Below are 20,711 nucleotides of genomic sequence, written 5' to 3'. Positions count from 1 at the left end.
GCGCCAGCGGCGCAAAATAGCTGGAGTCTATTGTCGGTAACCTGGCCCGATCGCACAATGCACATTCCTGTCGGTGTCTTGCCTATTTCTACACTACACTGTAGAAAAAGCATCTTTATGGTTATTATCCGTGTCGAATTATTCAGGCGATTAGAGGGGCTTGCTGATGGAGAACGTTGAACTACGTAGCCGTATGGCGCGCCAGGCGATGCGCTTTGCCGCCGCCAAAGGCTATAGCCCAACGCCCGTACCTATGGTGAAGGTGTTGTATAGCGATGAGTATTACCCGCGTCAGCCGGTGATGTATGAGCCTGGCATCGTCATCATCTTTCAGGGCCACAAGGTGGGCTACTGTGGCAGCAAGGTGTTTCAGTACGATCCGCGCAATTACCTGTTGATGACGGTATCACTACCGTTTGAGTGTGAAACCTTTGCCAGCCCGGAACAGCCGCTGGTGGGGCTGGCGGTCAATATCGACACCCAGATGCTACAGGATCTGCTGATCGATATCGGTGATGACGATTATCTGATGCAGCCTAGGGGGGAAAGCAGCGGCGTTAATCTCTCAGTGCTTAGCGATGAAATGCTGTGCGCCACAGAACGTCTGTTGGACGTGATGGAGAAACCGTTGGATGCGCGGGTACTGGGGCCACAGATCGTGCGTGAGCTGCTTTATTACGTGCTGCGTGGCAGTTGCGGTGCTTCGTTGCAGGAACTGGTTAACCGGCATACCCATTTCAGCCAGATCGCCAAGGCGTTGCGGCGGATTGAGAATCAGTATGCCGAGAATATCAATGTCGAACAGTTGGCGTACGAAGTGAACATGAGCGTGTCGGCGTTTCACCATAACTTCAAGGCGGTGACCAATACCTCGCCGCTGCAGTATGTGAAGTCGTATCGTCTGCACAAGGCGCGTTTGCTGATGCTGCATGACGGCCTGAAGGCCAGCACGGCGGCGATCCGCGTGGGCTACGAGAGCGCTTCGCAGTTCAGCCGCGAGTTTAAGCGGCTGTTTGGCATTACGCCGAGCGATGAGATCGCCCGGCTGCGGGACAATAGCGCCATCATGCAAGGTTAACGTGTCAGTACTATTTTGCCGAACGGGCCGCGATCGAGGTGATCGAGCGCCGCGGGTAGCTGATCGAAACGGTAACGCTGGTCGATGACAGGCTTAATGCCGTTGGCGTCGACGGCACGTACCAAATCTTCCAATGCGCGGCGGTGGCCTACACCGATGCCCTGGATCTGCGGCGATTTCAGCAGCAATAGGCTAGCTGGAATGGCAATATCAAAACCCTCCAGCACGCCAATGACTGAGATACGGCCATGTATCGCCACGGCGCGTAGTGAGTTGACCAGATTGCTGCCGCCAACGGTTTCGACAATATGATCGATACCGCGATCCTGCGTCAGTTGATAGATCGACTCCACCCAATCCTCTCGCAGGCGGTGAATGCCGTGATCGGCCCCTAACGCCTTGGCACGTAGCAGCTTCTCTTCGCTGCCGGAGGTGACAAAGACCTGTGCTCCGTGGGCTTTGGCAATCTGTAGCGCGAACAAGGCAACGCCACCGGTGCCTTGTACCAATACCGATTCCCCGGCACGCAAATGACCGCGTTCTACCAAGGCAAACCAGGCCGTCAGCCCTGCGCAGGGTAAGGTACTGGCTTCGGCATCGTCTAGCGTGCCGGGAGCTGCGCTCAGCCAGTTTTCATCGACCACCACGTATTCGGCCAGCATCCCTTGATAGGTACCGCCTGCCGTACGGTAAGGTGGAATGCGCGCATCACCATCAGGCTTACCCTCTATCCAGTCCGGGCTAAAGGTAGAGATCACCCGATCGCCAGGTCGAAAACGCATGCTGCCACTTCCCACTGCATCTACCACGCCAGCCATATCCGAGGCTGGGGTAAACGGCAGCGGCAGATCCAACGGCATGGTGCCTTCTATCACCATTTTATCGCGGTAATTCAGCGCCACGGCGTTCACTTTGACCCGAACCTGATGTGGGCCGGGCTGTGGAATGGCGCTCTCGGTTAATTGCAGATGTTCACGCCCTACGGCGTTCATCGTCCAGCGTTGCATGGTTTCGGTCATGAGGTGCTCCTGATGGGTTGAAGATATTCACAGATAATAGCGTTGATTTAAAATCACCAGTGGCGATAAAATTTCACAAGATTGTTTCCTTAAAGGCTACAAGTGATGAGTGACCGATTAAGCGGCATTTCGGTATTGGTCAGCGTGGTGGAGGCGGGCAGTTTTGCGCTGGCGGCCAACAGGTTGCACCTCTCCCGTTCGGCGGTGGGCAAAACTATCGCCCGGTTGGAGCAACGGTTGGGCGTACGCCTGTTTCACCGCACCACCCGCAGCCTGAACCTGACTGACGATGGCGCGCTGTTCTATGAGCGTTGTTTACGGGCGTTGGAAGAGATCCGCGTCGCAGAGAACCTGCTGGAAAGCGGTAAGCGGCAGGTCAGTGGCCGGTTACGGGTTTCGATGCCAGTGCTGATTGGCCGCCTGTGTATCGCGCCGGTGCTTACCGCATTGTCGCGTGAGCATCCAGGATTGAAACTCGATCTGTCATTTAGCGATCGGGTGGTGGATTTGGCTGAGGAAGGATTCGATCTGGCGGTGCGTAATGGTCCATTGCCGAACAGTGCCGGGCTGGTGGCTAGAAGGTTAGGGGATAACCGCATGACCCTATGCGCCTCGCCGGAGTATCTGGCTCGCAGTGGTGTCCCAGACAGCGTTGAGGAGCTGCCCCAGCACGACGCTATCGCTTATCGCTACGCCTCAATGATACGTAGCTGGTTGATCCCTCAGGCAGACGGAACAACGCGAGAAGTGATGCCAAAACCTCGCTTGCTGATGGACGATCTGCAGGCGATTGCCGACGCGGCGGTGGCGGGGTTTGGCATTGCCTGGCTGCCATGCTGGCTAATCCGTGATGCCTTGCTGGAAGGCCGATTACAGCAGGTATTGGGGGAGGTACCGGGGAAAGACTTTGAAGTGCATGCTGTCTGGCCGCTCACGCCGCATTTACCCTTGAAAGTGCGGCTGGCGGTGGATGCGCTGGTCAGCCACCTGCCCGCGAGGATGGCGCTATAGTCGCGCCTTCGGGCTCAGCAAGAAGAACGCAGCGCAAGATGAAATAATAGTAAAAAACGAGAGGATCAACATTAGGGTGCTAAAGCCCTCATGGTATGCGGTCAGTACCTGCGCATGGTCTAGATTTTGCGAGAGGCTCATATCCCCCATGATTAGGCGTTGGACCAGCTCGCTATTATCATTCTGCGGTTGCAGCCTAAGGAGGCTGCTGTTGACCAGGGTAGTGAGCATGGCAATGGAGATTGCAAGTGCGATACCTTCACCAGCGACACGCGTGGTGTTAAAAATTCCAGCGGCCATGCCTGCCTGTTCTTTGGGTACAACGTTTACCGCTAGCCCATCCATTAGTCCCCAAGGAAAACCAGCTCCGATACCGATGATCAGCATGGCAAAAATCAACTGCAGGTGATCGCCTATAGGGACTCGACTGAGGATGTACAGCCCTGTGGCCGCCAGCAGAAAACCGAAGCCAGAGAGGGAGCCCGCAGAGATCCAACGGGTTAACCAGGCGGCCAGTAACGGCACCACCAGCATCGGTGTCGAAAGTGCCAGCATGACCAAGCCACTTTGTATGGGGGAAATACCTTCCACGCCGATCAGCCTGAATGGCAGCAGCACTATCAGAACGATGTAGCAATAGCAGGTTCCTAACGGAAGTAACTGGACACCGATGAAACGTGTGTGCCTGAGCAGGCTGAGTTCGAGCATCGGCTCTTTTGAGCGTAGCTCGATAACCACGAAAGCAATCAAGCAAGTCAGCGCGCTGATAAGTAAGCTCACGATCAACGATGAACCCCATCCAGCTTGCGGGGCGAGGATGATCCCGGTGGTGAAAAGGACGAGCATCGCTGAAAAACTCGCCAAACCTGGAAGATCCAGCTTTTGAGCCTGCGGATTCTTGCTTTCGTGCATCTGTGAAACGGCGGCGATTAGTGCCGTTGCAGCGAGTATTGCGGTGGTAATGAAGATCGAAGGCCAGCCGAATTGTTCAATCAGCGCACCAGCAATCATTGGACCAAATGCCAGGCCGAGGCCGAAGGTCGTTCCCAGCAGACTAAAGGCTCGGGTTCTGTCCTGCCCTTCGAACTCTTGTGCCAGAGCGGCCGAACCGCTAGCGAGTGCCGCAGCGGCTGCTATCCCCTGAACTGCCCGCAATATATCCAGCCAGACAATGCTGGTGGCACTGGCCAGAAGTAAGCTGACGATGACGAATAGCAGAAGGCCCTGGGTGAATATGCGTTTGCGGCCATAAATGTCCGAAAGCGTGCCGGCGGCCATGAGTAGGCTACCGAAACTCAGCATGAACGCGTTGGTTACCCAAGCTTGGGCAGATGGGCTGGCGTTGAAAACCTTGCTGATGGTTGGGGTGGCGACGGCACCTCCGGTGAAACTCAGCGGTAATACCAAGGCGGCTAGGCAAATAGCACCGAGAACGTAGTAACGGCCTTTTTGTAGAGAGTGATCGGAATTGTTACCCATTGCGTAATCCCTCATTTTTGTAGCAATCTGGGAAACTAAATCTATAGAGGTCGCAATCTTGAATAAATGGGTTAAAACTCCGCTTATAATGAACAAAAAGGTCTTAATTCTATGGAGAGCCTGACCAGTATCCTCTCGTTCGTGAAAACCGCAGAATCGCTGAGCTTTGTCTCTGCAGCACGTGCCATAGGCATTTCCGCGACGGCGGTAGGAAAGAATGTTGCGAGGCTTGAAGCGTCTCTGAACGTTCGCTTGTTTCAGCGCAGTACCCGCAAGGTTAGCCTCACTGTTGAAGGGGAAATGTTCTACGAACGATGTCGGAAAATCCTTGATGACTTGCAGGACGCTGAGGCCATGCTGTCGCATTCGGTTCAAGCTCCCCGAGGTCGTTTGCGGGTCAGTCTACCCACCATCGGGTACCGCTTTCTGTTACCCATGATGCCTGACTTTCGCAAAGCCTACCCAGAAGTTGAGTTAGAGTTGGATTTCAACGATCAACTTGTTGATCTCATCAATGATGGGTTTGATGTGGTGATACGAAGCGGTGACCTTGTGGACTCGCGGCTGATGTCGCGTAGGCTTGGGCCTTTCCGTTTTGTTCTGTGTGCCGCCCCTGGTTATCTGGAACGTAAAGGACGACCTGAGAAGTTGCTCGATCTGGAGTTGCACGATTGCCTTCGTTACCGTTTTGTCACGACAGGTAAAATCATGGATTGGACATTAACGTCAGACCCGGAAATAACTCAGTTGCGTCTAAATTCTTCCCTAACGTTGAATAACATGGAGGCAATGCTGACGGCGACCATTGACGGGCATGGCATTGCTTACATGCCTGATTTTTTAGTCAAAGAGGCGTTGGCCGTGGGCGATATTGAGACGTTGCTTGATGCTCACACCAAGGATCAAGGGTTCTTTTGGGCGCTCTGGCCCTCAAGTCGGCATCTATCACCAAAGATTCGCGTATTTGTAGATTTTATCTGCAGCCAACTTTTTAAGCAGGGATAAGAGGCATGACGATATGGGTTACTGTGGCGGTGGGCAAAACCGCCACCTGACTCAGGAGGCGCGTTTTTTACGCCAAACGACCAGCATCACGCCTAGCAGCCCAACGACCAACAACACCATCGGCAGGATCATCAGCCCGGCCATCACCTGATCTTCGTGGCGTTTAACCAGCGGGATTTGGCTAAAGGCATAGCCCAGCGTGACTACCGAGCCTACCCACAGCAAGCCGCTGAGCCAGTTAAAGATTTGAAAACGGGCGCTATTGAGGCCCGAAATACCGGCCATGGTAGGCAACAGGGTGCGTACAAACGCCAAAAAACGGCCAATCAGCAGAGCGACCAGTCCGTGGCGGTTAAACAGCATGTGCGCGCGCTGGTGGTATTGCGCCGGTAGCTGTAGCAACCAGCCTTTCACCACCGAGGTATGGCCAAGCCATCGCCCTTGCAGATAGCTGAGCCAACAGCCAAGGCTGGCGGCGACCGTCAGAATAATCAGCGTGGGGATAAAGTTCATCACGCCTTTGGCGATCAAGGCACCTGCCAACAGCAGTAAGCTATCTCCGGGCAGGAAGGAAGCGGGCAACAAACCGTTTTCCAAAAACAAGGTGGTAAAAAGGACGGCATAAACCACCCAAATCACGCTGGGATCGGCAAGTGCAGTAAAGTCTTGCGTCCACAGTGCGTGAACAATCTCTCTTAATACATCCATTCTTTATCCTGGGGTGCCTGGGCTGACTTTCTATAGGCTACCGTGCTGTTATAGCCATGCTCACCGGTAAATTTAGGCCACACACGGCGGTGAGGCCCAAGAGCACAATATAGTGTACCGCTATTAGCTTAAGCGGACATTAAACAGAGCATAGAAAATGTGGCAAAGGCCGTAAAACTCGGAAAAAGTACAGGCAACCGTCGGGATGGCCAAGTAAAAACGCCGTAAAAGCTCGTGCCTTAGTGTGTGATTTTATTCTAGCCACTCCTCATCAACCGGCCCTTACATAGGGGGGAGGATGCTGCGCCCGCAGACGTTTTCCCGCAGTGATTGCGTGATCTATTCACACCGTTTATAGCCTGTTGGGGTAAAAAACAGCCGTTTGAGTGATGATTTTGTTAGCATTATGGGTAGGCAATGTTATGCCAAACGACGCGCAAACCCTGATAGTGACTGGGGTTGTATCATTTTTTGCTCGTCGATGCGTAATTCTTCAAATAATAATGATAACTACTATCAATCCCTGATTGGTTTGATATGATCGCACGCTGAATTCTTCCTTAAATGTTGAAATGGGTGGAGGCACAGCGTGAAAACGGCTGGCAAAATGACAAATCAAAGTGCTCAGGGCGCAGGCCGTGGGCAATGGGGCGCATTGGGGCGCAGTGTGATCGCCTCACTGGTGTTGGTGGTGGGGTTGGCGGGCAACGCTCAGGCGGCTCCGGCCACTGCACCAGCAGTCGCTGAAAGCGTTGCCGCGGCAACGACACCGGCCGCACCAACAACGGTAACCCCAGTGGCGGGTACCCCGGAAAATATCACCCCGGTTAATCCTGAACCGACCATCCAACCGCCTGAAACGCGTGGTATGGATCTTTCCGTCTGGGGTATGTATCAGCACGCCGATATCGTGGTGAAAATCGTGATGATTGGCCTGGTGTTGGCGTCTATCGTCACCTGGACCATTCTGTTTGCCAAAGGCAGTGAGCTGTTTCGTTCCAAGCGCCGTCTGCGCCGTGAGCAGTTGGCGCTGGCCGACGTGCGTTCGCTGGACGATGCCTCCGAACTGGCGCAAAGCTTCTCGCAAGAGAGCATCAGTGCGGTGCTGCTGCAAGATGCGCAGAACGAACTGGAGCTGTCGGCGGCCTCTAACGACAACAACGGCATTAAAGAGCGTACCGGTTTCCGTCTGGAACGTCGCGTAGCGGCCTATGGGCGTCAACTGGGGCGCGGCAATGGCTTCCTGGCCACCATCGGCGCCATTTCACCGTTTGTCGGCCTGTTCGGTACCGTATGGGGCATCATGAACAGCTTTATCGGCATTGCCCATTCGCAAACCACCAACCTGGCAGTTGTTGCCCCGGGGATTGCGGAAGCATTGCTGGCCACCGCGCTCGGTCTGGTTGCAGCTATCCCTGCGGTAGTGATCTACAACATCTTTGCTCGCGTTATTGGCGGCCACCGTGCTCAGGTGGGCGATGTGGCGGCGCAGGTGCTGCTGCTGTTGGGCCGCGATCTGGATCTGGCGGCCTCGGCCGATGCCAAACGTTCGCAGCATGCGCACCAACTGCGGGTGGGGTGAGTTATGGCGATGCGCTTAAATGAAGATCTGGACGACAGCGGCGAACTGCATGAAATCAACGTGACGCCGTTTATCGACGTCATGCTGGTGCTGTTGATCATCTTTATGGTGGCTGCGCCGCTGGCAACGGTAGATATTCGTGTCGATCTGCCCGCTTCTTCCGCTAAACCGCAGCCGCGTCCGGAAAAACCGGTGTTCCTGTCGGTGAAGGCAGACAAGCAGCTGTACGTGGGTGATGAGCCGGTGACGGCGGAACAACTGACGGCGGTGCTGGATCAACGCACACAGGCGAATAAAGAAACCACCATCTTCTTCCAGGCGGACAAGACCGTAGATTATGAAACGCTGATGAGCGTGATGGATACGCTACGCAAAGCCGGCTACCTGAAAGTGGGGCTGGTGGGAATGGAAGGCGTGGCCAAGTAATCTGAAACTCAGCCATTTCCTCTTCTTCGGGTTGCCTAACTCGAGGAAGAGGGCGCTATTACCTGCTTATCCCCGCGAAATCTGCCCCCTTTCCCCGAATTCCCATGATACTGCTGACAACCTCAATCGACTTAACCCATTGATTATTTCAACGGGTCAGCCTGCAGCGCCCTACGTGGTGAGCCAGTTGATATTTTCTCGGGCTATTTAGCCACGAGCATGTGCCGCAGCGCGGGTGATTTGCTCATCGGAAGGGCGCACGCCGGTGTACAACACAAACTGCTCCAAAGCCTGTAGAGCGATCACTTCGGCACCGGTCACCACCTGCAAACCCTGCTCCCTTGCATAACGGATCAGCGGGGTTTCTGCTGGCAGTGCAACAACGTCGAAGGCGATCTTGGCAGTCTTGATAGTGGCCGGTTCAAAGGCCAACTGCTCGGCTTCGCTACCGCCCGCCATGCCGATCGGCGTGACGTTAATCACCATCTCAACCTGTAAATCGCCCACTTCTGGCTGCCACTGATAGCCATATTGCGCTGCCAGCGCCTGGCCTGCCTGTGGGTTGCGCGCAATGATATGGCCGTTCTTGAACCCGGCATCGCGCAGGGCGGCGGTTACCGCCTTGGCCATACCGCCGCTGCCACGCAGAGCAAACGAGGTGGTCGGGGGGATCTGGTATTTCGCCAGCAGTTTGGCGATGGCGATATAGTCGGTGTTATAGGCCCGCAGGAAGCCGTCGTCGTTGACGATGGTATTGACCGATTCAATCGCCGTGGCTGACGCATCCAGCTCATCAAGGAACGGAATACAGCTCTCCTTGAACGGCATGGAAACCGCACAGCCGCGAATACCCAAAGCGCGCACGCCGCCGACCGCTGCCTGAATATCTTTGGTGGTGAACGCCTTATAGATGAAGTTCAGATCCAGTTCCTGATACAGATAGTTGTGGAAACGGGTGCCGAAATTGCCAGGCCGACCGGCCAGTGACATACACAGCTGCGTATCTTTGTTGATTTCACGACTCATAGCAGGTCCTTAGCGCATTGAAATAAGTGTCCCCACCGGCTAGCAAGCATCCGGCGGGGATAATCGGTTCAGCTTACGCCAAAAAACGGGTTATTGAGCACAAATTTTTCGGCATTGGTTTACCCCATTTTCGGGTAGACCCCAGGCCCGATAGGCAGCCCGAGCAGGTACCACACCACTAGCAGCAGGGTCCAGACGGCGAAGAACACCAACGGATAGGGCATGATCAGCACGTAGTAGGTGCCGAGTTTAGCGTCTTTCAGGTAGCGCTGCAGAAAGCCAAGGAATAGCGGTAGGAATGGCGACATCGGGGCCAGCGGCAGCACGGATGAGTCCGCGATGCGGAAAATCATCTGGGCGAAGGCTGGGTGAAAGCCCAACAGCATAAACATCGGTACGAAGATCGGGGCCAGGATCGACCAGATGGCTGAGCCGCTGGCAATAAACATGCACAGGAAGGCCGACAGGAACATCAGGCCGAGGAACGCCGGTGCGCCGCTCATTCCGGCCGCCTCCAGCAGATCCGTCAGGCCGATGGCCATAAACTTGCCCATGTTGCTCCAGTTGAAGAACGCTACAAACTGCGACAGCGGGAACACCATGACGATAAAGCCTGCCATGTTCTTCATCGGGTCGACCAGCTGGTTGGGGATATCGTCTGGGCGTCGGATGCTCTTGGTGACGACGCCGTAAGTGATGGCGACGGTGAAGAAGAACAGGATGATGATCGGCACAATGCCTTTTATAAAGGGTGAAGGGATCACCGAGCCGGTTTGCGGATCGCGCAGTGGGGCACCCTCTGGCACTACCAGCGCGGCCATCACGGCGATAAACACCAGCGCGGCGATACCACTCATCATCAGACCACGGTTTTGTAATGGGGTGAGCGCTTCAAGTTTGTCATCGGAGGTGCCTTGCCATTTTGGTAGCCGTGGCTCGATAAATTTATCCGTTAGTAACGCGCCGGTAATGGTCAGTACGATCACCGAGGTGGCCATAAAGTACCAGTTATCGATCACGCTGACGTGGATTGCGCCGTCAACCGCTTTGGCCGCTTCGGTACTGATGCCGGAAAGCAGCACATCGGTGGTGACAATCAGCAGGTTGGCGGTAAACCCCGAGCCGACACCGGCGATCGCCGCCAGTAGCCCGGCAATGGGGTTACGCCCGACGGCCAGGAAGATCAACGCCCCCAGCGGCGGCATCACCACCAGCGCGGCATCGGAGGAAATATGGCTGAAGAAGGCGATAAACAGCACCATATAGCTGGCGTAGCCAGCGCTGACGTGTGAGGCCATTTTGTACATCAGCGCCTGCAACAGGCCGACCTTTTCCGCCAGACCGGCACCAATCACCAGCGCCAGGATCGCGCCCAATGGCGCAAATCCGCTGAAGTTGTGAATGATATTGGGGAGGATCCATTGTATTCCCTCCACGCTCAGCAGATTTTTTACCTGGATCATTTCCCCGGTAGCCGGGTTTTTCACCACCAGACCCAACCAGGAAATGAGCGCGGTGGCGAGCATTAACACCACGATTAAATAAACGAATAACAGGAAGGGGTTGGGAATTTTATTACCGATACGTTCTACCCAGTAAAAAATACGCCCGGGGCTTTTATTGGCGGATGATGCTATCTCACTCATGATATTACCCTCTTGTCCGTAATCAGATTTTTATAGTTTTAGGGATCGCGATGGTGATCTGGCTCGGAACGGGAGCCAGAACGGTCGGGATTTACTTCAAAGGCGAAGGTTTCACCCCCGCAGGGATGGGGCATTGGTATGGCTGTTCGGCACGTTGCTGGCGGAATTCCTCGCGGCAAGCGTTTAGCAAGGCGTTATCGCTCAGTAATGCGACGGCGGTAGCGGCCATCACTTTACCTGCCAGGCACATGCCCTTATGGGCTATTGAGGTGCGGCCCTGGGCGACCAACTGCCAGGTATGCAACGGCGTCCCAAGAGCAAAGCAGGGGCTGAAGCACTGGGCCGTTGGCGTGACCCAACTGACGTCGCCGACGTCGGTAGAGCCGTACAGGATTTCTTGTGACTCCACGTAGGGGGCGACCTCGTCCATCAATACCTTATCGCCCAACTGCCTTACCCATTCCTGCCCAGCGACTCCACCGGTACGTGAAATGTTCAGCTTGGCATTACGCAGGTCGTCTTTACTGAGCGTTTGGCGGATCTCCGTGGCAAAACGCCGCTCTTCGTCGCTGTAATCCGGCAAGCCGAAATCGCACACGTACTGATACATCGCCTTTTCCAGGCGGCGATTGGGGACGTAGTTGGAACAGGCTTTTTCAAAGTGCACCGTCATCTGGGTGTCGGTCATCAGCGCTGCACCTTTGGCAACGTTGACCAAGCGTTGGTAGATATCCTGCACCTGATCGAGCTGGGGAGCGCGCACCAGGTACAACACTTCGGCATCGGCCTGCACCACGTTGGGGGAACTGCCGCCGGTATTGGTGACCGCATAATGCAGCCGGGCTTCCTGCACGATATGTTCACGCAGAAAGTTGGCTCCGGTGTTCATCAGCGTCACGGCATCCAGCGCGCTGCGGCCGAGATGTGGCGAGTTGGCCGCGTGAGCGGCAATGCCTTTGAAACGGAACGCGGCCTGAATGTTGGCCAGGCTGCTGGTGTTGAACATGCCGCTGAAGCCTTCCGGGTGCCAGGTGAGGGCGGCATCCACATCGGCGAACAGCCCTTCACGCACCATAAAGGTTTTACCGGAGCCGCCTTCTTCTCCTGGGCAGCCGTAAAAGCGTATCGTGCCGGTTAACTGTTGCTGTTCCATCCAGGCTTTAACCGCAAAGGCCCCGGCCAGTGCGGCGGTGCCGAGCAGGTTATGCCCACAGCCATGACCATTGCCGTTTTCCACCAGCGGAGACGGGGTGGTACAGCCCGCATGCTGGCTCAGACCGGCCAATGCATCGTATTCACCCAATAAGGCGATCACCGGATGGCCGCTACCGAAGCTGGCAATAAACGCCGTTTCGATACCACCGACACCGCGTTCAACCTCAAAACCCTCTTGTTCTAGGGTGTTTGCCAGTAGCTCGGCGGAGTGGATTTCGGCAAAGCGGGTTTCCGGATGATCCCAGATCTCATCACTTAAGGCACTGAAACGGGCCTGATGGCTATCGATGTAATGGTGAATAAAAGAGACCAGTTCCGGCTGTTTCATACTGCGCTCCCAAAAGTCGGTAGGTTCAGTGCCAGGGTGGCCAGCGTTTTTACCGCCACGGTGAGTACCTGCTCGTCAAAATCGAATTTCTCGTTGTGATGCCCGGCGCTGAGTTCGCAACCGAAAATCACATAGGATGCTTGCCCACCGTGAGATTTCACCCGTTCCATCATGTAGGTGGCATCCTCTGAGCCCGCAGCCTGCTCGCGGCGATCAACGACTGAACCAAGTTCGCTGATGCTGAGTGCCTGGCGATGGATGTAATCCACCCAAGGTTGCGTCGGCTGGCTGCTCTGCGCCGCGCCCATCAGGGCGATGTCGTATTCCACCCCGTGCATGGTCGCTGCCCCTTGGATGGCGTTGAGCGCCTGTTGGTAAACAAACTCGTTGATCTCATTGGTAGCGCCGCGTGTCTCTACCTTCATAAGGGCGCTGTCTGCGATGACGTTACGGCCAGTGCCCGCTTGCAACACGCCAACGTTTATACGTGAACTGCCTTCGCTGTGGCGGGGAATGGCATACAGCCCAACGCAAGCCTGAGCCGCCGCCAGCAGCGCATTGCGGCCATCCTCCGGTTTGGCACCGGCATGGGAGGCCACGCCACGGAAAGTGACGTCCAGCTTGGTGGTAGCCATAAAGCTGTCGCTGCCGCACACCAGTTCCCCGGCCGGTACGCCTGTGCCGATATGCACGGCGGTAAAGAAATCGACGTCATCGACCACGCCGGCTTCCACCATCGATTTGGCCCCGCGAGTACCTTCCTCGGCCGGTTGGAAGATCAGCTTGATGCGGCCATGCAGCTGTGGCTCCAGGCTCTTGAATACCCGCGCCAACCCCAGGCCGATGGTGGTATGCCCATCGTGCCCGCAGGCGTGCATCATGCCGCTATTGCAGGAGGCGAAACCTTCACGGAATGGGAGATGGTCGGGATGCCGCAGTTCATTGAGATCGAGCGCGTCCATATCGACGCGAAAGGCGATGGTGGGGCCCGGGCGGCCGGTATCCAGCGTGGCGACAATGCCGGTAAACCCGCCGGAAAAGAAGGGTAGCCACTTCGCCAGGGCACCTTGTTCGATGGCTCGCTGTTCCTGCGCCGCCAGGATTTGTGCAGAGGGGAGCCCCATGCGGGCTTCGGCGTTGATCACCTCGTGGCCAAGTTGCAACTGGTAACCTAATCGATCCAACTCTTCCGCCACCAGCGAAGCGGTACGAAATTCAAGCCAGCCGGATTCGGCATGGTGGTGGAAGTCACGGCGCCAGGCTTGCAGTTGCGGATACAGTTCGGTCACCAACGTTGAAAGCGGAGTGTTCATAGCAGTTTTCCATTAGTTATCACGCCTTGAATGAAATTCAGGCAGCAGTGGAGGTCAGGCAATTAAATTAAAATTGAATATTTGCGTAATTAGTTACTAAAAGCCGTGAATGGCGCTTATTGAGCGCGATACTGCGTTTAAATAAGCGAAATGATGATTGGGTTATTTATTATGTTTTTTTCGAATGTACACAATGGTATCGGGTTTAATAAGATGCCAATATCTTGCTACTGATAAACAACGGTTATCGCAAATCGCCTATGCCAGCTTCGATAAAATTGCACCAGTTACGCGCCTTTGTGGAAGTCAGCCGCCAGGGCAGTATTCGCGCCGCCAGCCGTACCTGTAACCTTTCCCAGCCTGCGTTGACCAAGTCGATTCAGGAGTTGGAGGAGGTGCTCGGCGCCAAGCTGTTTGTCCGCCGCAGCAAAGGGGTGGTATTAACCGACTGCGGTGATAACTTTTTTCAGCATGCCAGTCTGATCCTCGAAGAGCTGCGGGTGGCGCAGGAGGATATTCAGCAGCGGTTGGGGCTAGCGGGCGGCTCGGTCAATATCGGCGTCGGTGGCAGCGTTGCCCGCACGGTAATGCCGAAAGTGATCACCCAGTTTCACCGCGAATATCCCAATGTGAAGGTGCGCATCGTGGAGGGGCAACTGGTCTCGATGATCCCGGAGCTACGCCAGGGGGAGTTGGATTTTACCATTAATACCTACTACCCCAGCAGCATGGACAATGAGTTGAGCTTTGAGCGGCTGATGGAAAGAGAATACAAGGTGGTGGTACGCAAGGGGCATCCGTGTGAGAACGCCCGCACGCTCAAGGAGCTGCAACATTGCGATTGGACTATGCCAACCCCCAATGGCAGCTACTACCGCCTGCTACATGAACTGTTTGGTGATATGGGGATGGCACCGGCGATCAGCGTCACCTGCGAAACCTTTATGGCCTGTACCAGCCTGGTGGCGCAGAGTGACTTTGTCAGCATTTTGTCGGTTGATGTGATTTCCGATCCGATCCTGGGCCGCCATCTGGTAGCGTTGGAATTGGACGAAGCCTTACCACAAGCTACCTTCTACCTGATCCAACGAAAGGATACGACGCTCACACCGATGGGCGCCTACCTGGCCCGCCTGTTCAGGCAGCATTGCCGGTAGCTGTCTATCCATGGTGCCGCTAGCGGCGAATACAGACGATCAGAGGATTAGTAAACCCTTTGATAATAATGGCATTTTTATCTAAACCCCTGATCTTTGAGTAAAACCCGATGCCCGGGGTTTGCGGTAACACTCTGTTCTGCCAAAGATCTGCTGGCGTATTATCCGTGGGGTGGCTCTCTGTACGGATAAAGACGATTTCGTTCACGTTTTCCAGCTCCGACGGGGCGACGGTAAAGTAGACGGTCCTTCTTAGAATATAGTGATTGCCCTTATTCTTGATTGAGCCAGAAAATTTCAAAATTCCATCATATGCCGACCTAAAAATGACGTCGATATGAGTGTTGACCTCAACTTCGTCAGCTTCATTGATTCTGAGGTGCGCGAACAATTGAGCATCGCAATGGAACGGCTTTCGGGACTGCACCTGATAAATATAAAAAAGGGCTGAACATAAACTAATAACCAACAGCAGGGCTACGACGATTTTTTTCATGTTATTACTCTACTGTTTTGTAATTTAAACAATTTTTATAGCTGGTGGCATCAACTTTACTGCAGGCAGCGAGCAGCCGGACTCTGAAACGGTCGTTATTAGGGTGTGCCTCTGCATAAAAAACATCCAGATCCTCACGTGAACAGTCTATGCCTTCCGCTACTATCTCCTTGACGATTTTAGCCGTAAAATCTTTATTTGGCTTGTCGTCATTTAAGTTATAGATACTGCATTTTTCATGAGTCACCACGAAGTTCACGCTCTCTTTTTTGTTGTGTCGCAGCATTGTCGTGCCAGTTATCGTGGTCAGTAACAATAAAAGAGCAAGTATGTAGATTATCATCTTGTGTTTTTTTAACGATAAATAGATAGATTGATGCTCTCCTTGCTCGGTCATTGTCGGTGGTAGGGTTTCTGAAGAGATAGTGGACTCTTCAGTGACAGGAATCCCGGTTACCGATGCCTCTTCTGTTATTCCCTGCTCCGATTTTTGTATCGGATGGATTTCCGCATCCATTCTAAAACCGACGCGAGGAACGGTGGAAATGATATCCTTACTCACGCCGAGATTAGTGAAGGCTTTGCGTAACTCACTAATATGGTTATTCAGGCTTGCATTAGACGGCGAAAAACCATAGTCCGCCCAGACATTTTTTAGCAGGTCATCGCGAGCAAGGTTAACCCTATTGTTGTTAATCAACTCACTGAGTAACCGGGTTGCTGGCTTTGATAATTCAACAGATTGCTGAATGTCATTTTTAACCGTCAATATTCTATTGTCAGGATCAAAGATAATATTAAGGTTTATTATATATTTCATGGCGATAACCGAGCATCCTTGGTGTTAGTGTTGAACTGCGTCCAGTGATAAGAATAGTCTTAATGGTTTAACTGTGCGTAGGAATTTAGTGGTAACCCGCTACCGTAGTCAACCCTGATTTGAACTATTTTTTCAGCAATAATAACTAGTTGAATTCAAGACAGTATTACCTACTCGCTTATCGGTTTTTTTTCACTCAAAACAGCATTAAATATATTAAAATTTATAATTTTTAGTAATTAATTCTAATTTTTGCGTATTAATCAGGTTATTTTGCTTGTTCATTATCTGATCATTAAGATTTATCGCAACGCCAAACCACTGGCGAAAGCGTTTAAAGAGTGTACGTAATGGTGAAATCGGTAAAGTGACTGCTTTCTTCACCGACAACGTCGGTGTTGTCGCAGACCCTTGGATATTGGGGGCTAGTCTTGTCATTGAGGATGCTAACGGTCCTATTAAACTGACTGAGCCAACCACCATCCAACAGTTGCAAAAAGGCATAATACCCTGAACTTCAGTAACTATCTGCAGGGGGATGGCGCGTCTGCCACTGTTACCAAAGGCAAATTCAAGGCGGTTGCCAGCTTCACTTTAGCTGACCAGTAATCGGCTACGTCATTATAGGTATAACCTATTTTTGGCATGTGGAGGTATCCGCATCCCTTGTTTAGGGGCGACAGCGTCAAGGATGATTTGCCATATAAATGAAACCCATATTATCGCCGTATTTTCTTGCCGATTCATAAGGAACTAAAATGACACCACATATTGTTATCACTATTCAGGATAGCAACCGTTATTTTGCTCTGGGCATTCAACATATTTTGCAGGACTATTTTCTGGCTAAAGGCTGTACATGGAGTTTTGTGCCAGTTGCGCCTGGGATAGCGATCGACCTGATGGTTTGTGTCAACCCCTTTGGCTGGTCATCGCGGTTTAATTCTCGCCGGGAAAAGCCAGATAACCGGCGGCTTGGAACGATTATCATACGTGATACGGCCGCTGAGAATATAATACGTCAGCATGAGCTCGCACTATTAGGTCGCAAGGAACGGCCTGATGCCGTGGTGCATTTGGTTGAGGAGATGTTTGAGCAGGCAAGTCGATCGTCTCTGACAGACAATACGGTAAGTCCGTGTCGGCATTTGCATCTGACCCCGCGCGAGCGCGACGTTTTGCAAGGGATCTCAGAGGAATTAACACCTGACGAGATTGCGAGTAAACTTTCGCTTAACGTCAAGACCGTCAGCACCCATAAACTCACGGCGATGCGCAAGCTCGGCTTCAAGCGTAATGGCGAATTATATTACTGGCTGCGGCAAGGTGGCCTGTGGTAGGGGAATAGCCCGCGTATGCCGGTTGGTTTTCGCCGTATTGTTTTTTCTCCATGCTTACGACACTATCTCAGGCAAAATTCACTCGGGATGAGAGTGAGCACTGCAGATAAGTAAGGACATCGATGAAAAAACTCATAGTAGCCGCGGTGGTCTCAACCATCGCTGGTACCAGCCAGTTCGTACAGGCCTCTTCCGATGAAACCGGGTGCCGTTGGAGCGATTATTGCGCAATGGGCGGTGTGCCCTACCTGGCCGCCGATAATGATACCCGCGTCAATCTGCTGATGCTGTCAGCGGGAATGCGCAATTTACCCGTGGCACTGTCGTCGTTGCCGCAGGATATTAGCCGCAGCAGAGGATACACGTTTGGTCTGTTCCCTAGTGAGGCAGCTACTGAAACCGATCAGGCCACCGCACCTGTTCAAACTGCCGTGCTGCAGGATAATCCTCTCAATACGCAGGCGTTAAGCTTAGGCATTAAACCGTCGGGGTTAACCGGGGTTTCAACAGAAAATGAGGGGCGTTGGGTTTCCAATAACCCGGACTCATTAAGCCAATTCTTCCAGGCCCTGCTGGCAGACCAGCAGTTAGATCAGGCCGAACGCGACTTATTGGCGTTGCGCCGGGCCAAAATTTATCGGGGTGAAGCGCAGCCGGAGCAATTTTTACCGCTGATGGCAAACTATGCCGCAGGTTCCCATGCCGCGGCGTTCAGAGATTACCTCACCAGTGCGGAACAGTTTTATCAGGGGCAGTTTGCCGATGCGGATACCGGGTTCCAACGGCTTAAAGAATCGGATCAACCATGGGTAGCCGAAACCGCCGCGTATATGCTGTTCCGCGTGGCCTTGAACCAGATCACTGAAAATGCCACGGATCAGTACGGCATGTTCGATCCACTGCGGGCTAATAAAGAGGCGGGCGCTTTGGCACTGCAACGTGCGCAGGCTTATCTGGCCGCTTATCCCAAAGGCGAATATGTGGATTCCGTGCAGGGATTACAGCGCCGGGTGAATTGGTATCTGTCCGACTGGCCGCGTTTGGCACAGCTGTATGAAAGCGAGATAACCGCGGCCACCGATATCAATACGCTTGGCGCGATGATTGATGAAGGGGACCAAATTCTGCTGAGCCGCAACATTCCTTATGACAGCGCAGAACAGCCTTTTGTCAGCAGTGCCGATGCCCCGTTGTTGACCTTCACCCAAACCATGAAGTGGTTGCGCAAATACAATCTCGATAACCAGTCGATGCCGAAAGTGACCGATGAGATGCTGCAGGGGTACAAACCAATGTTTGTTGCCGCCAATCAGTTGCCGCTCTGGGAATATATGCATAATGCCTGGCTGTTCTATCAGCAAAAGGATTATGCCGCGGTCACCAAGGCGATCCAGCCTGCGGCACAGCTGGCAGCGAACGATCTCATCGCGTTCAGCCAACAGGTCCTCTACGGCGATGCTCTGGTGATGCAGGAAAATTGGCAGGGTGCCGAAGCCCATTGGCGTCATCTGCTTGGCATGAAGCTTGCCCCTTACCAGCAACAGTATCTGCAGCTGATGTTGGCCACCGCCTTGGTGCAGGAAAATAAAATGGCGGCTATTTTTGCCCCGGACAGCCCAATCAATAACCTGCGTTATCGCTCAGTGGTGCTCAAAAGCCTGGCCAATAAAGCGTTGCTGCAACAGCAGGCCGTGGGCGCACCCAATGATGAAGAAAAGACCATTGCTCTGCATACGCTGCTGTTTAAGGATTTGATGGTGGGCGACTATCAGGGTTTTATTGACGACAGCCAGCTGAAAAAAAATATCAAACAAACGCCTGACCCGCAGGTATTTGGCGATGTCGCACTCAGCGTTTTTGATTGGGATGGCAGTCGGACCGAGCCTGGCTATTTCTGTGCTTCTTTAGACGCTAATGTTGTCGTATTGGCGAAGAACAAGACTGATGCGCACGCCATGAACTGCGTGGCAGAGTTCCTGCGTACCACCTTTGCCGATATCAGCACCGAAGCGGAAATGGGGGGCAATGAACAGCTGGATGACCTGGCTGGAGCCGAACTGAGTAAAGATAAAGCGCACGGCAGATTAAAATATTATCAGCAAGTGATCGCCGATCCCAAGGCCGAACCGGAAGATAAAACCTATGCGTTGTACCGGGCAGTGATGTGTTTCTCACCTTCCGGCTACAACAGCTGCGATCGGCAGGAGATCTCACAAAAAACTCGCCAACGTTGGTTTAACCTGTTGAAGAGCCAGTATAAAGGTAACCAATGGGAACAAAAGCTCAAATACTATTGGTGATGCGCTTATTGCTGCTGCTGTGGTTGCCGATCTTTGCAACCGCTGCAGCGGCGGATAACGCAGCTGGCCGGTATGTAAATGCGCATGATTACCGCGCATTCTGGCTTTGGTCCGGCGTTTGGCCGCAGCCTGCGTTGCAGCAGGCCGATTTACTCTATCTCCATCAGGGTGAAATCGTGAACGGCCGCCAGGGCGCTCGTTTTCTGAAGTTGGGACTGCCGTTGAGCAAGCTCCAGGCGCCTGCCGTCTGGATCACCGTACGTGTCGCAACCCTGGACATGTCCGACGAGGTATTGGCCTCGGCGGTGCGTCTGCCTGCCCGTTGGGCTGCGGCAGGCAATCGGGTGGTAGGGCTACAGATCGACTTTGACGCGGCAACCTATCAACTGGATAAGTACGCGGAGTTTCTCGACAAACTGCGCGGTCGTTTACCCAAAGAATATGCTTTGGGAGTGACTGGCCTGCTCGATTGGGCAAAGACCGGTAACGTCAGCCAGTTGAATGCGTTGCCAATCGATGAGTTGGTGATCCAAACTTATCAGGGGCGGCGCACGGTCACGGAATATGAACGCTATCTCCCCGCGCTACTTAAGCTACAAATCCCCTTCAAAATCGGTCTGGTGCAGCAGGGCGACTGGAACGCCGAGTGGCAACGGCGGCTGACCACATCGCCTTATTATCGCGGTGAGGTGGTTTTTTTGTTGAATACGAGCCTATAGTTTTTGATTTTATATAAGTATATCAATTGGATAATTATATTAT

At 53.5% G+C, this 20,711-nt stretch carries 19 protein-coding genes; 9 read left to right on the top strand and 10 right to left on the bottom strand.

The annotated features are described in order from the left end of the window. The first annotated feature begins 193 nt into the window (after nucleotides 1-193). Nucleotides 194-1,078 carry an AraC family transcriptional regulator gene (locus IMQ33_RS25675; protein ID WP_223499722.1) on the top strand — a complete coding sequence of 295 codons (885 nt, stop codon included), beginning with the start codon at nucleotides 194-196 and terminating at the stop codon, nucleotides 1,076-1,078. On the opposite strand, the gene IMQ33_RS25670 is transcribed toward IMQ33_RS25675, so the two are convergent. Then, nucleotides 1,075-2,097 (bottom strand): NAD(P)-dependent alcohol dehydrogenase, encoded by a 1,023-nt coding sequence (locus IMQ33_RS25670; protein WP_196062597.1) that lies wholly within the window; start codon nucleotides 2,095-2,097, stop codon nucleotides 1,075-1,077. The genes IMQ33_RS25675 and IMQ33_RS25670 overlap by 4 nt on opposite strands. Before the next feature lie 105 nt (nucleotides 2,098-2,202). Here IMQ33_RS25670 and IMQ33_RS25665 point away from each other — a divergent pair, with 105 nt between their 5' ends. Next, complete coding sequence (locus IMQ33_RS25665; protein WP_196062596.1) at nucleotides 2,203-3,108, top strand: LysR family transcriptional regulator; 906 nt, start codon at nucleotides 2,203-2,205, stop codon at nucleotides 3,106-3,108. Here the strand turns inward: IMQ33_RS25665 and IMQ33_RS25660 are convergent. Continuing rightward, nucleotides 3,103-4,587: an MFS transporter gene (locus IMQ33_RS25660; RefSeq protein ID WP_196062595.1), complete on the bottom strand. Its 1,485-nt coding sequence runs from the start codon at nucleotides 4,585-4,587 to the stop codon at nucleotides 3,103-3,105. The genes IMQ33_RS25665 and IMQ33_RS25660 overlap by 6 nt on opposite strands. Nucleotides 4,588-4,698: 111 nt before the next feature. Between IMQ33_RS25660 and IMQ33_RS25655 the strand changes: the two genes are divergently transcribed. Continuing rightward, nucleotides 4,699-5,592, top strand: a complete 894-nt coding sequence (locus IMQ33_RS25655; protein WP_161713812.1) for a LysR family transcriptional regulator — start codon at nucleotides 4,699-4,701, stop codon at nucleotides 5,590-5,592. A 51-nt stretch (nucleotides 5,593-5,643) separates the two neighbouring features. Here the strand turns inward: IMQ33_RS25655 and IMQ33_RS25650 are convergent, their stop codons facing one another. Next, the gene (locus IMQ33_RS25650) at nucleotides 5,644-6,300 is read right to left on the bottom strand and encodes a DedA family protein (protein WP_021806837.1); all 657 of its coding nucleotides are present in this window, start codon (nucleotides 6,298-6,300) and stop codon (nucleotides 5,644-5,646) included. A 589-nt stretch (nucleotides 6,301-6,889) separates the two neighbouring features. Here IMQ33_RS25650 and exbB point away from each other — a divergent pair. Together exbB and exbD are read left to right on the top strand one after the other, a co-directional pair. Beyond that, the gene (gene exbB, locus IMQ33_RS25645; protein WP_098929778.1) at nucleotides 6,890-7,882 is read left to right on the top strand and encodes a tol-pal system-associated acyl-CoA thioesterase; all 993 of its coding nucleotides are present in this window, start codon (nucleotides 6,890-6,892) and stop codon (nucleotides 7,880-7,882) included. Nucleotides 7,883-7,885: 3 nt separating this feature from the next. Further along, a complete protein-coding gene (gene exbD / locus IMQ33_RS25640; RefSeq protein ID WP_021179543.1) occupies nucleotides 7,886-8,308 on the top strand; it encodes a TonB system transport protein ExbD in 423 nt (140 codons plus the stop codon). A gap of 207 nt (nucleotides 8,309-8,515) precedes the next feature. Here the strand turns inward: exbD and IMQ33_RS25635 are convergent, their stop codons facing one another. The 4 genes from IMQ33_RS25635 to IMQ33_RS25620 form a co-directional block, all read right to left on the bottom strand. Continuing rightward, nucleotides 8,516-9,334, bottom strand: coding sequence for a shikimate 5-dehydrogenase (locus IMQ33_RS25635; RefSeq protein WP_065684651.1), 819 nt, complete (start codon nucleotides 9,332-9,334; stop codon nucleotides 8,516-8,518). A 119-nt stretch (nucleotides 9,335-9,453) separates the two neighbouring features. Next, a complete protein-coding gene (gene abgT / locus IMQ33_RS25630; RefSeq protein WP_196062594.1) occupies nucleotides 9,454-10,980 on the bottom strand; it encodes a p-aminobenzoyl-glutamate transporter in 1,527 nt (508 codons plus the stop codon). Nucleotides 10,981-11,071: 91 nt separating this feature from the next. Beyond that, nucleotides 11,072-12,523, bottom strand: coding sequence for a M20 family metallopeptidase (locus IMQ33_RS25625; RefSeq protein WP_196062593.1), 1,452 nt, complete (start codon nucleotides 12,521-12,523; stop codon nucleotides 11,072-11,074). Continuing rightward, nucleotides 12,520-13,836, bottom strand: coding sequence for a M20 family metallo-hydrolase (locus tag IMQ33_RS25620; RefSeq protein WP_196062592.1), 1,317 nt, complete (start codon nucleotides 13,834-13,836; stop codon nucleotides 12,520-12,522). Before IMQ33_RS25620 ends, IMQ33_RS25625 begins: the two co-directional genes overlap by 4 nt. Nucleotides 13,837-14,096: 260 nt before the next feature. On the opposite strand from IMQ33_RS25620, the gene IMQ33_RS25615 reads away from it, so the two are divergent. Further along, nucleotides 14,097-14,993, top strand: a complete 897-nt coding sequence (locus IMQ33_RS25615; protein ID WP_024482999.1) for a LysR family transcriptional regulator — start codon at nucleotides 14,097-14,099, stop codon at nucleotides 14,991-14,993. Between the two features lie 19 nt (nucleotides 14,994-15,012). On the opposite strand, the gene IMQ33_RS25610 is transcribed toward IMQ33_RS25615, so the two are convergent. The 3 genes from IMQ33_RS25610 to IMQ33_RS25600 form a co-directional block, all read right to left on the bottom strand. Beyond that, on the bottom strand, nucleotides 15,013-15,489 hold the full coding sequence (locus IMQ33_RS25610) for a hypothetical protein (RefSeq protein ID WP_065684647.1): 477 nt from the start codon (nucleotides 15,487-15,489) through the stop codon (nucleotides 15,013-15,015). 4 nt (nucleotides 15,490-15,493) lie between these two features. Next, nucleotides 15,494-16,309: a winged helix-turn-helix domain-containing protein gene (locus IMQ33_RS25605; protein ID WP_196062591.1), complete on the bottom strand. Its 816-nt coding sequence runs from the start codon at nucleotides 16,307-16,309 to the stop codon at nucleotides 15,494-15,496. Nucleotides 16,310-16,525: 216 nt separating this feature from the next. Next, on the bottom strand, nucleotides 16,526-16,747 hold the full coding sequence (locus tag IMQ33_RS25600; RefSeq protein WP_138106294.1) for a hypothetical protein: 222 nt from the start codon (nucleotides 16,745-16,747) through the stop codon (nucleotides 16,526-16,528). Nucleotides 16,748-17,067: 320 nt separating this feature from the next. Here IMQ33_RS25600 and IMQ33_RS25595 point away from each other — a divergent pair, with 320 nt between their 5' ends. The 3 genes from IMQ33_RS25595 (at nucleotide 17,068) to IMQ33_RS25585 (ending at nucleotide 20,668) form a co-directional block, all read left to right on the top strand. After that, the gene (locus tag IMQ33_RS25595; protein ID WP_098929782.1) at nucleotides 17,068-17,649 is read left to right on the top strand and encodes a LuxR C-terminal-related transcriptional regulator; all 582 of its coding nucleotides are present in this window, start codon (nucleotides 17,068-17,070) and stop codon (nucleotides 17,647-17,649) included. 122 nt (nucleotides 17,650-17,771) lie between these two features. After that, nucleotides 17,772-19,949, top strand: a complete 2,178-nt coding sequence (locus IMQ33_RS25590) for a hypothetical protein (RefSeq protein WP_196062590.1) — start codon at nucleotides 17,772-17,774, stop codon at nucleotides 19,947-19,949. Next, nucleotides 19,919-20,668 carry a DUF3142 domain-containing protein gene (locus tag IMQ33_RS25585; protein ID WP_173408734.1) on the top strand — a complete coding sequence of 250 codons (750 nt, stop codon included), beginning with the start codon at nucleotides 19,919-19,921 and terminating at the stop codon, nucleotides 20,666-20,668. Before IMQ33_RS25590 ends, IMQ33_RS25585 begins: the two co-directional genes overlap by 31 nt. The last annotated feature ends 43 nt before the right edge of the window (nucleotides 20,669-20,711 follow it).

Source organism: Serratia sp. Res13-Sevr-LER1-36-b (assembly GCF_015673035.1).
Lineage (GTDB): Bacteria > Pseudomonadota > Gammaproteobacteria > Enterobacterales > Enterobacteriaceae > Chania > Chania fonticola_C.
The sequence above is the reverse complement of the archived record's forward strand: the minus strand, read 5'-3'. Positions and strand labels throughout refer to the sequence as shown.

Coding starts and splice junctions, on each gene's coding strand:
- IMQ33_RS25675 (WP_223499722.1), top strand. CDS start 194: ATGGCGCGCCAGGCGATGCGCTTTGCCGCCGCCAAAGGCTATAGCCCA.
- IMQ33_RS25670 (WP_196062597.1), bottom strand. CDS start 2,097: ATGACCGAAACCATGCAACGCTGGACGATGAACGCCGTAGGGCGTGAA.
- IMQ33_RS25665 (WP_196062596.1), top strand. CDS start 2,203: ATGAGTGACCGATTAAGCGGCATTTCGGTATTGGTCAGCGTGGTGGAG.
- IMQ33_RS25660 (WP_196062595.1), bottom strand. CDS start 4,587: ATGGGTAACAATTCCGATCACTCTCTACAAAAAGGCCGTTACTACGTT.
- IMQ33_RS25655 (WP_161713812.1), top strand. CDS start 4,699: ATGGAGAGCCTGACCAGTATCCTCTCGTTCGTGAAAACCGCAGAATCG.
- IMQ33_RS25650 (WP_021806837.1), bottom strand. CDS start 6,300: ATGGATGTATTAAGAGAGATTGTTCACGCACTGTGGACGCAAGACTTT.
- exbD (WP_021179543.1), top strand. CDS start 7,886: ATGGCGATGCGCTTAAATGAAGATCTGGACGACAGCGGCGAACTGCAT.
- IMQ33_RS25635 (WP_065684651.1), bottom strand. CDS start 9,334: ATGAGTCGTGAAATCAACAAAGATACGCAGCTGTGTATGTCACTGGCC.
- abgT (WP_196062594.1), bottom strand. CDS start 10,980: ATGAGTGAGATAGCATCATCCGCCAATAAAAGCCCCGGGCGTATTTTT.
- IMQ33_RS25625 (WP_196062593.1), bottom strand. CDS start 12,523: ATGAAACAGCCGGAACTGGTCTCTTTTATTCACCATTACATCGATAGC.
- IMQ33_RS25620 (WP_196062592.1), bottom strand. CDS start 13,836: ATGAACACTCCGCTTTCAACGTTGGTGACCGAACTGTATCCGCAACTG.
- IMQ33_RS25615 (WP_024482999.1), top strand. CDS start 14,097: ATGCCAGCTTCGATAAAATTGCACCAGTTACGCGCCTTTGTGGAAGTC.
- IMQ33_RS25610 (WP_065684647.1), bottom strand. CDS start 15,489: ATGAAAAAAATCGTCGTAGCCCTGCTGTTGGTTATTAGTTTATGTTCA.
- IMQ33_RS25605 (WP_196062591.1), bottom strand. CDS start 16,309: ATGAAATATATAATAAACCTTAATATTATCTTTGATCCTGACAATAGA.
- IMQ33_RS25600 (WP_138106294.1), bottom strand. CDS start 16,747: ATGACAAGACTAGCCCCCAATATCCAAGGGTCTGCGACAACACCGACG.
- IMQ33_RS25595 (WP_098929782.1), top strand. CDS start 17,068: ATGACACCACATATTGTTATCACTATTCAGGATAGCAACCGTTATTTT.
- IMQ33_RS25590 (WP_196062590.1), top strand. CDS start 17,772: ATGAAAAAACTCATAGTAGCCGCGGTGGTCTCAACCATCGCTGGTACC.
- IMQ33_RS25585 (WP_173408734.1), top strand. CDS start 19,919: ATGGGAACAAAAGCTCAAATACTATTGGTGATGCGCTTATTGCTGCTG.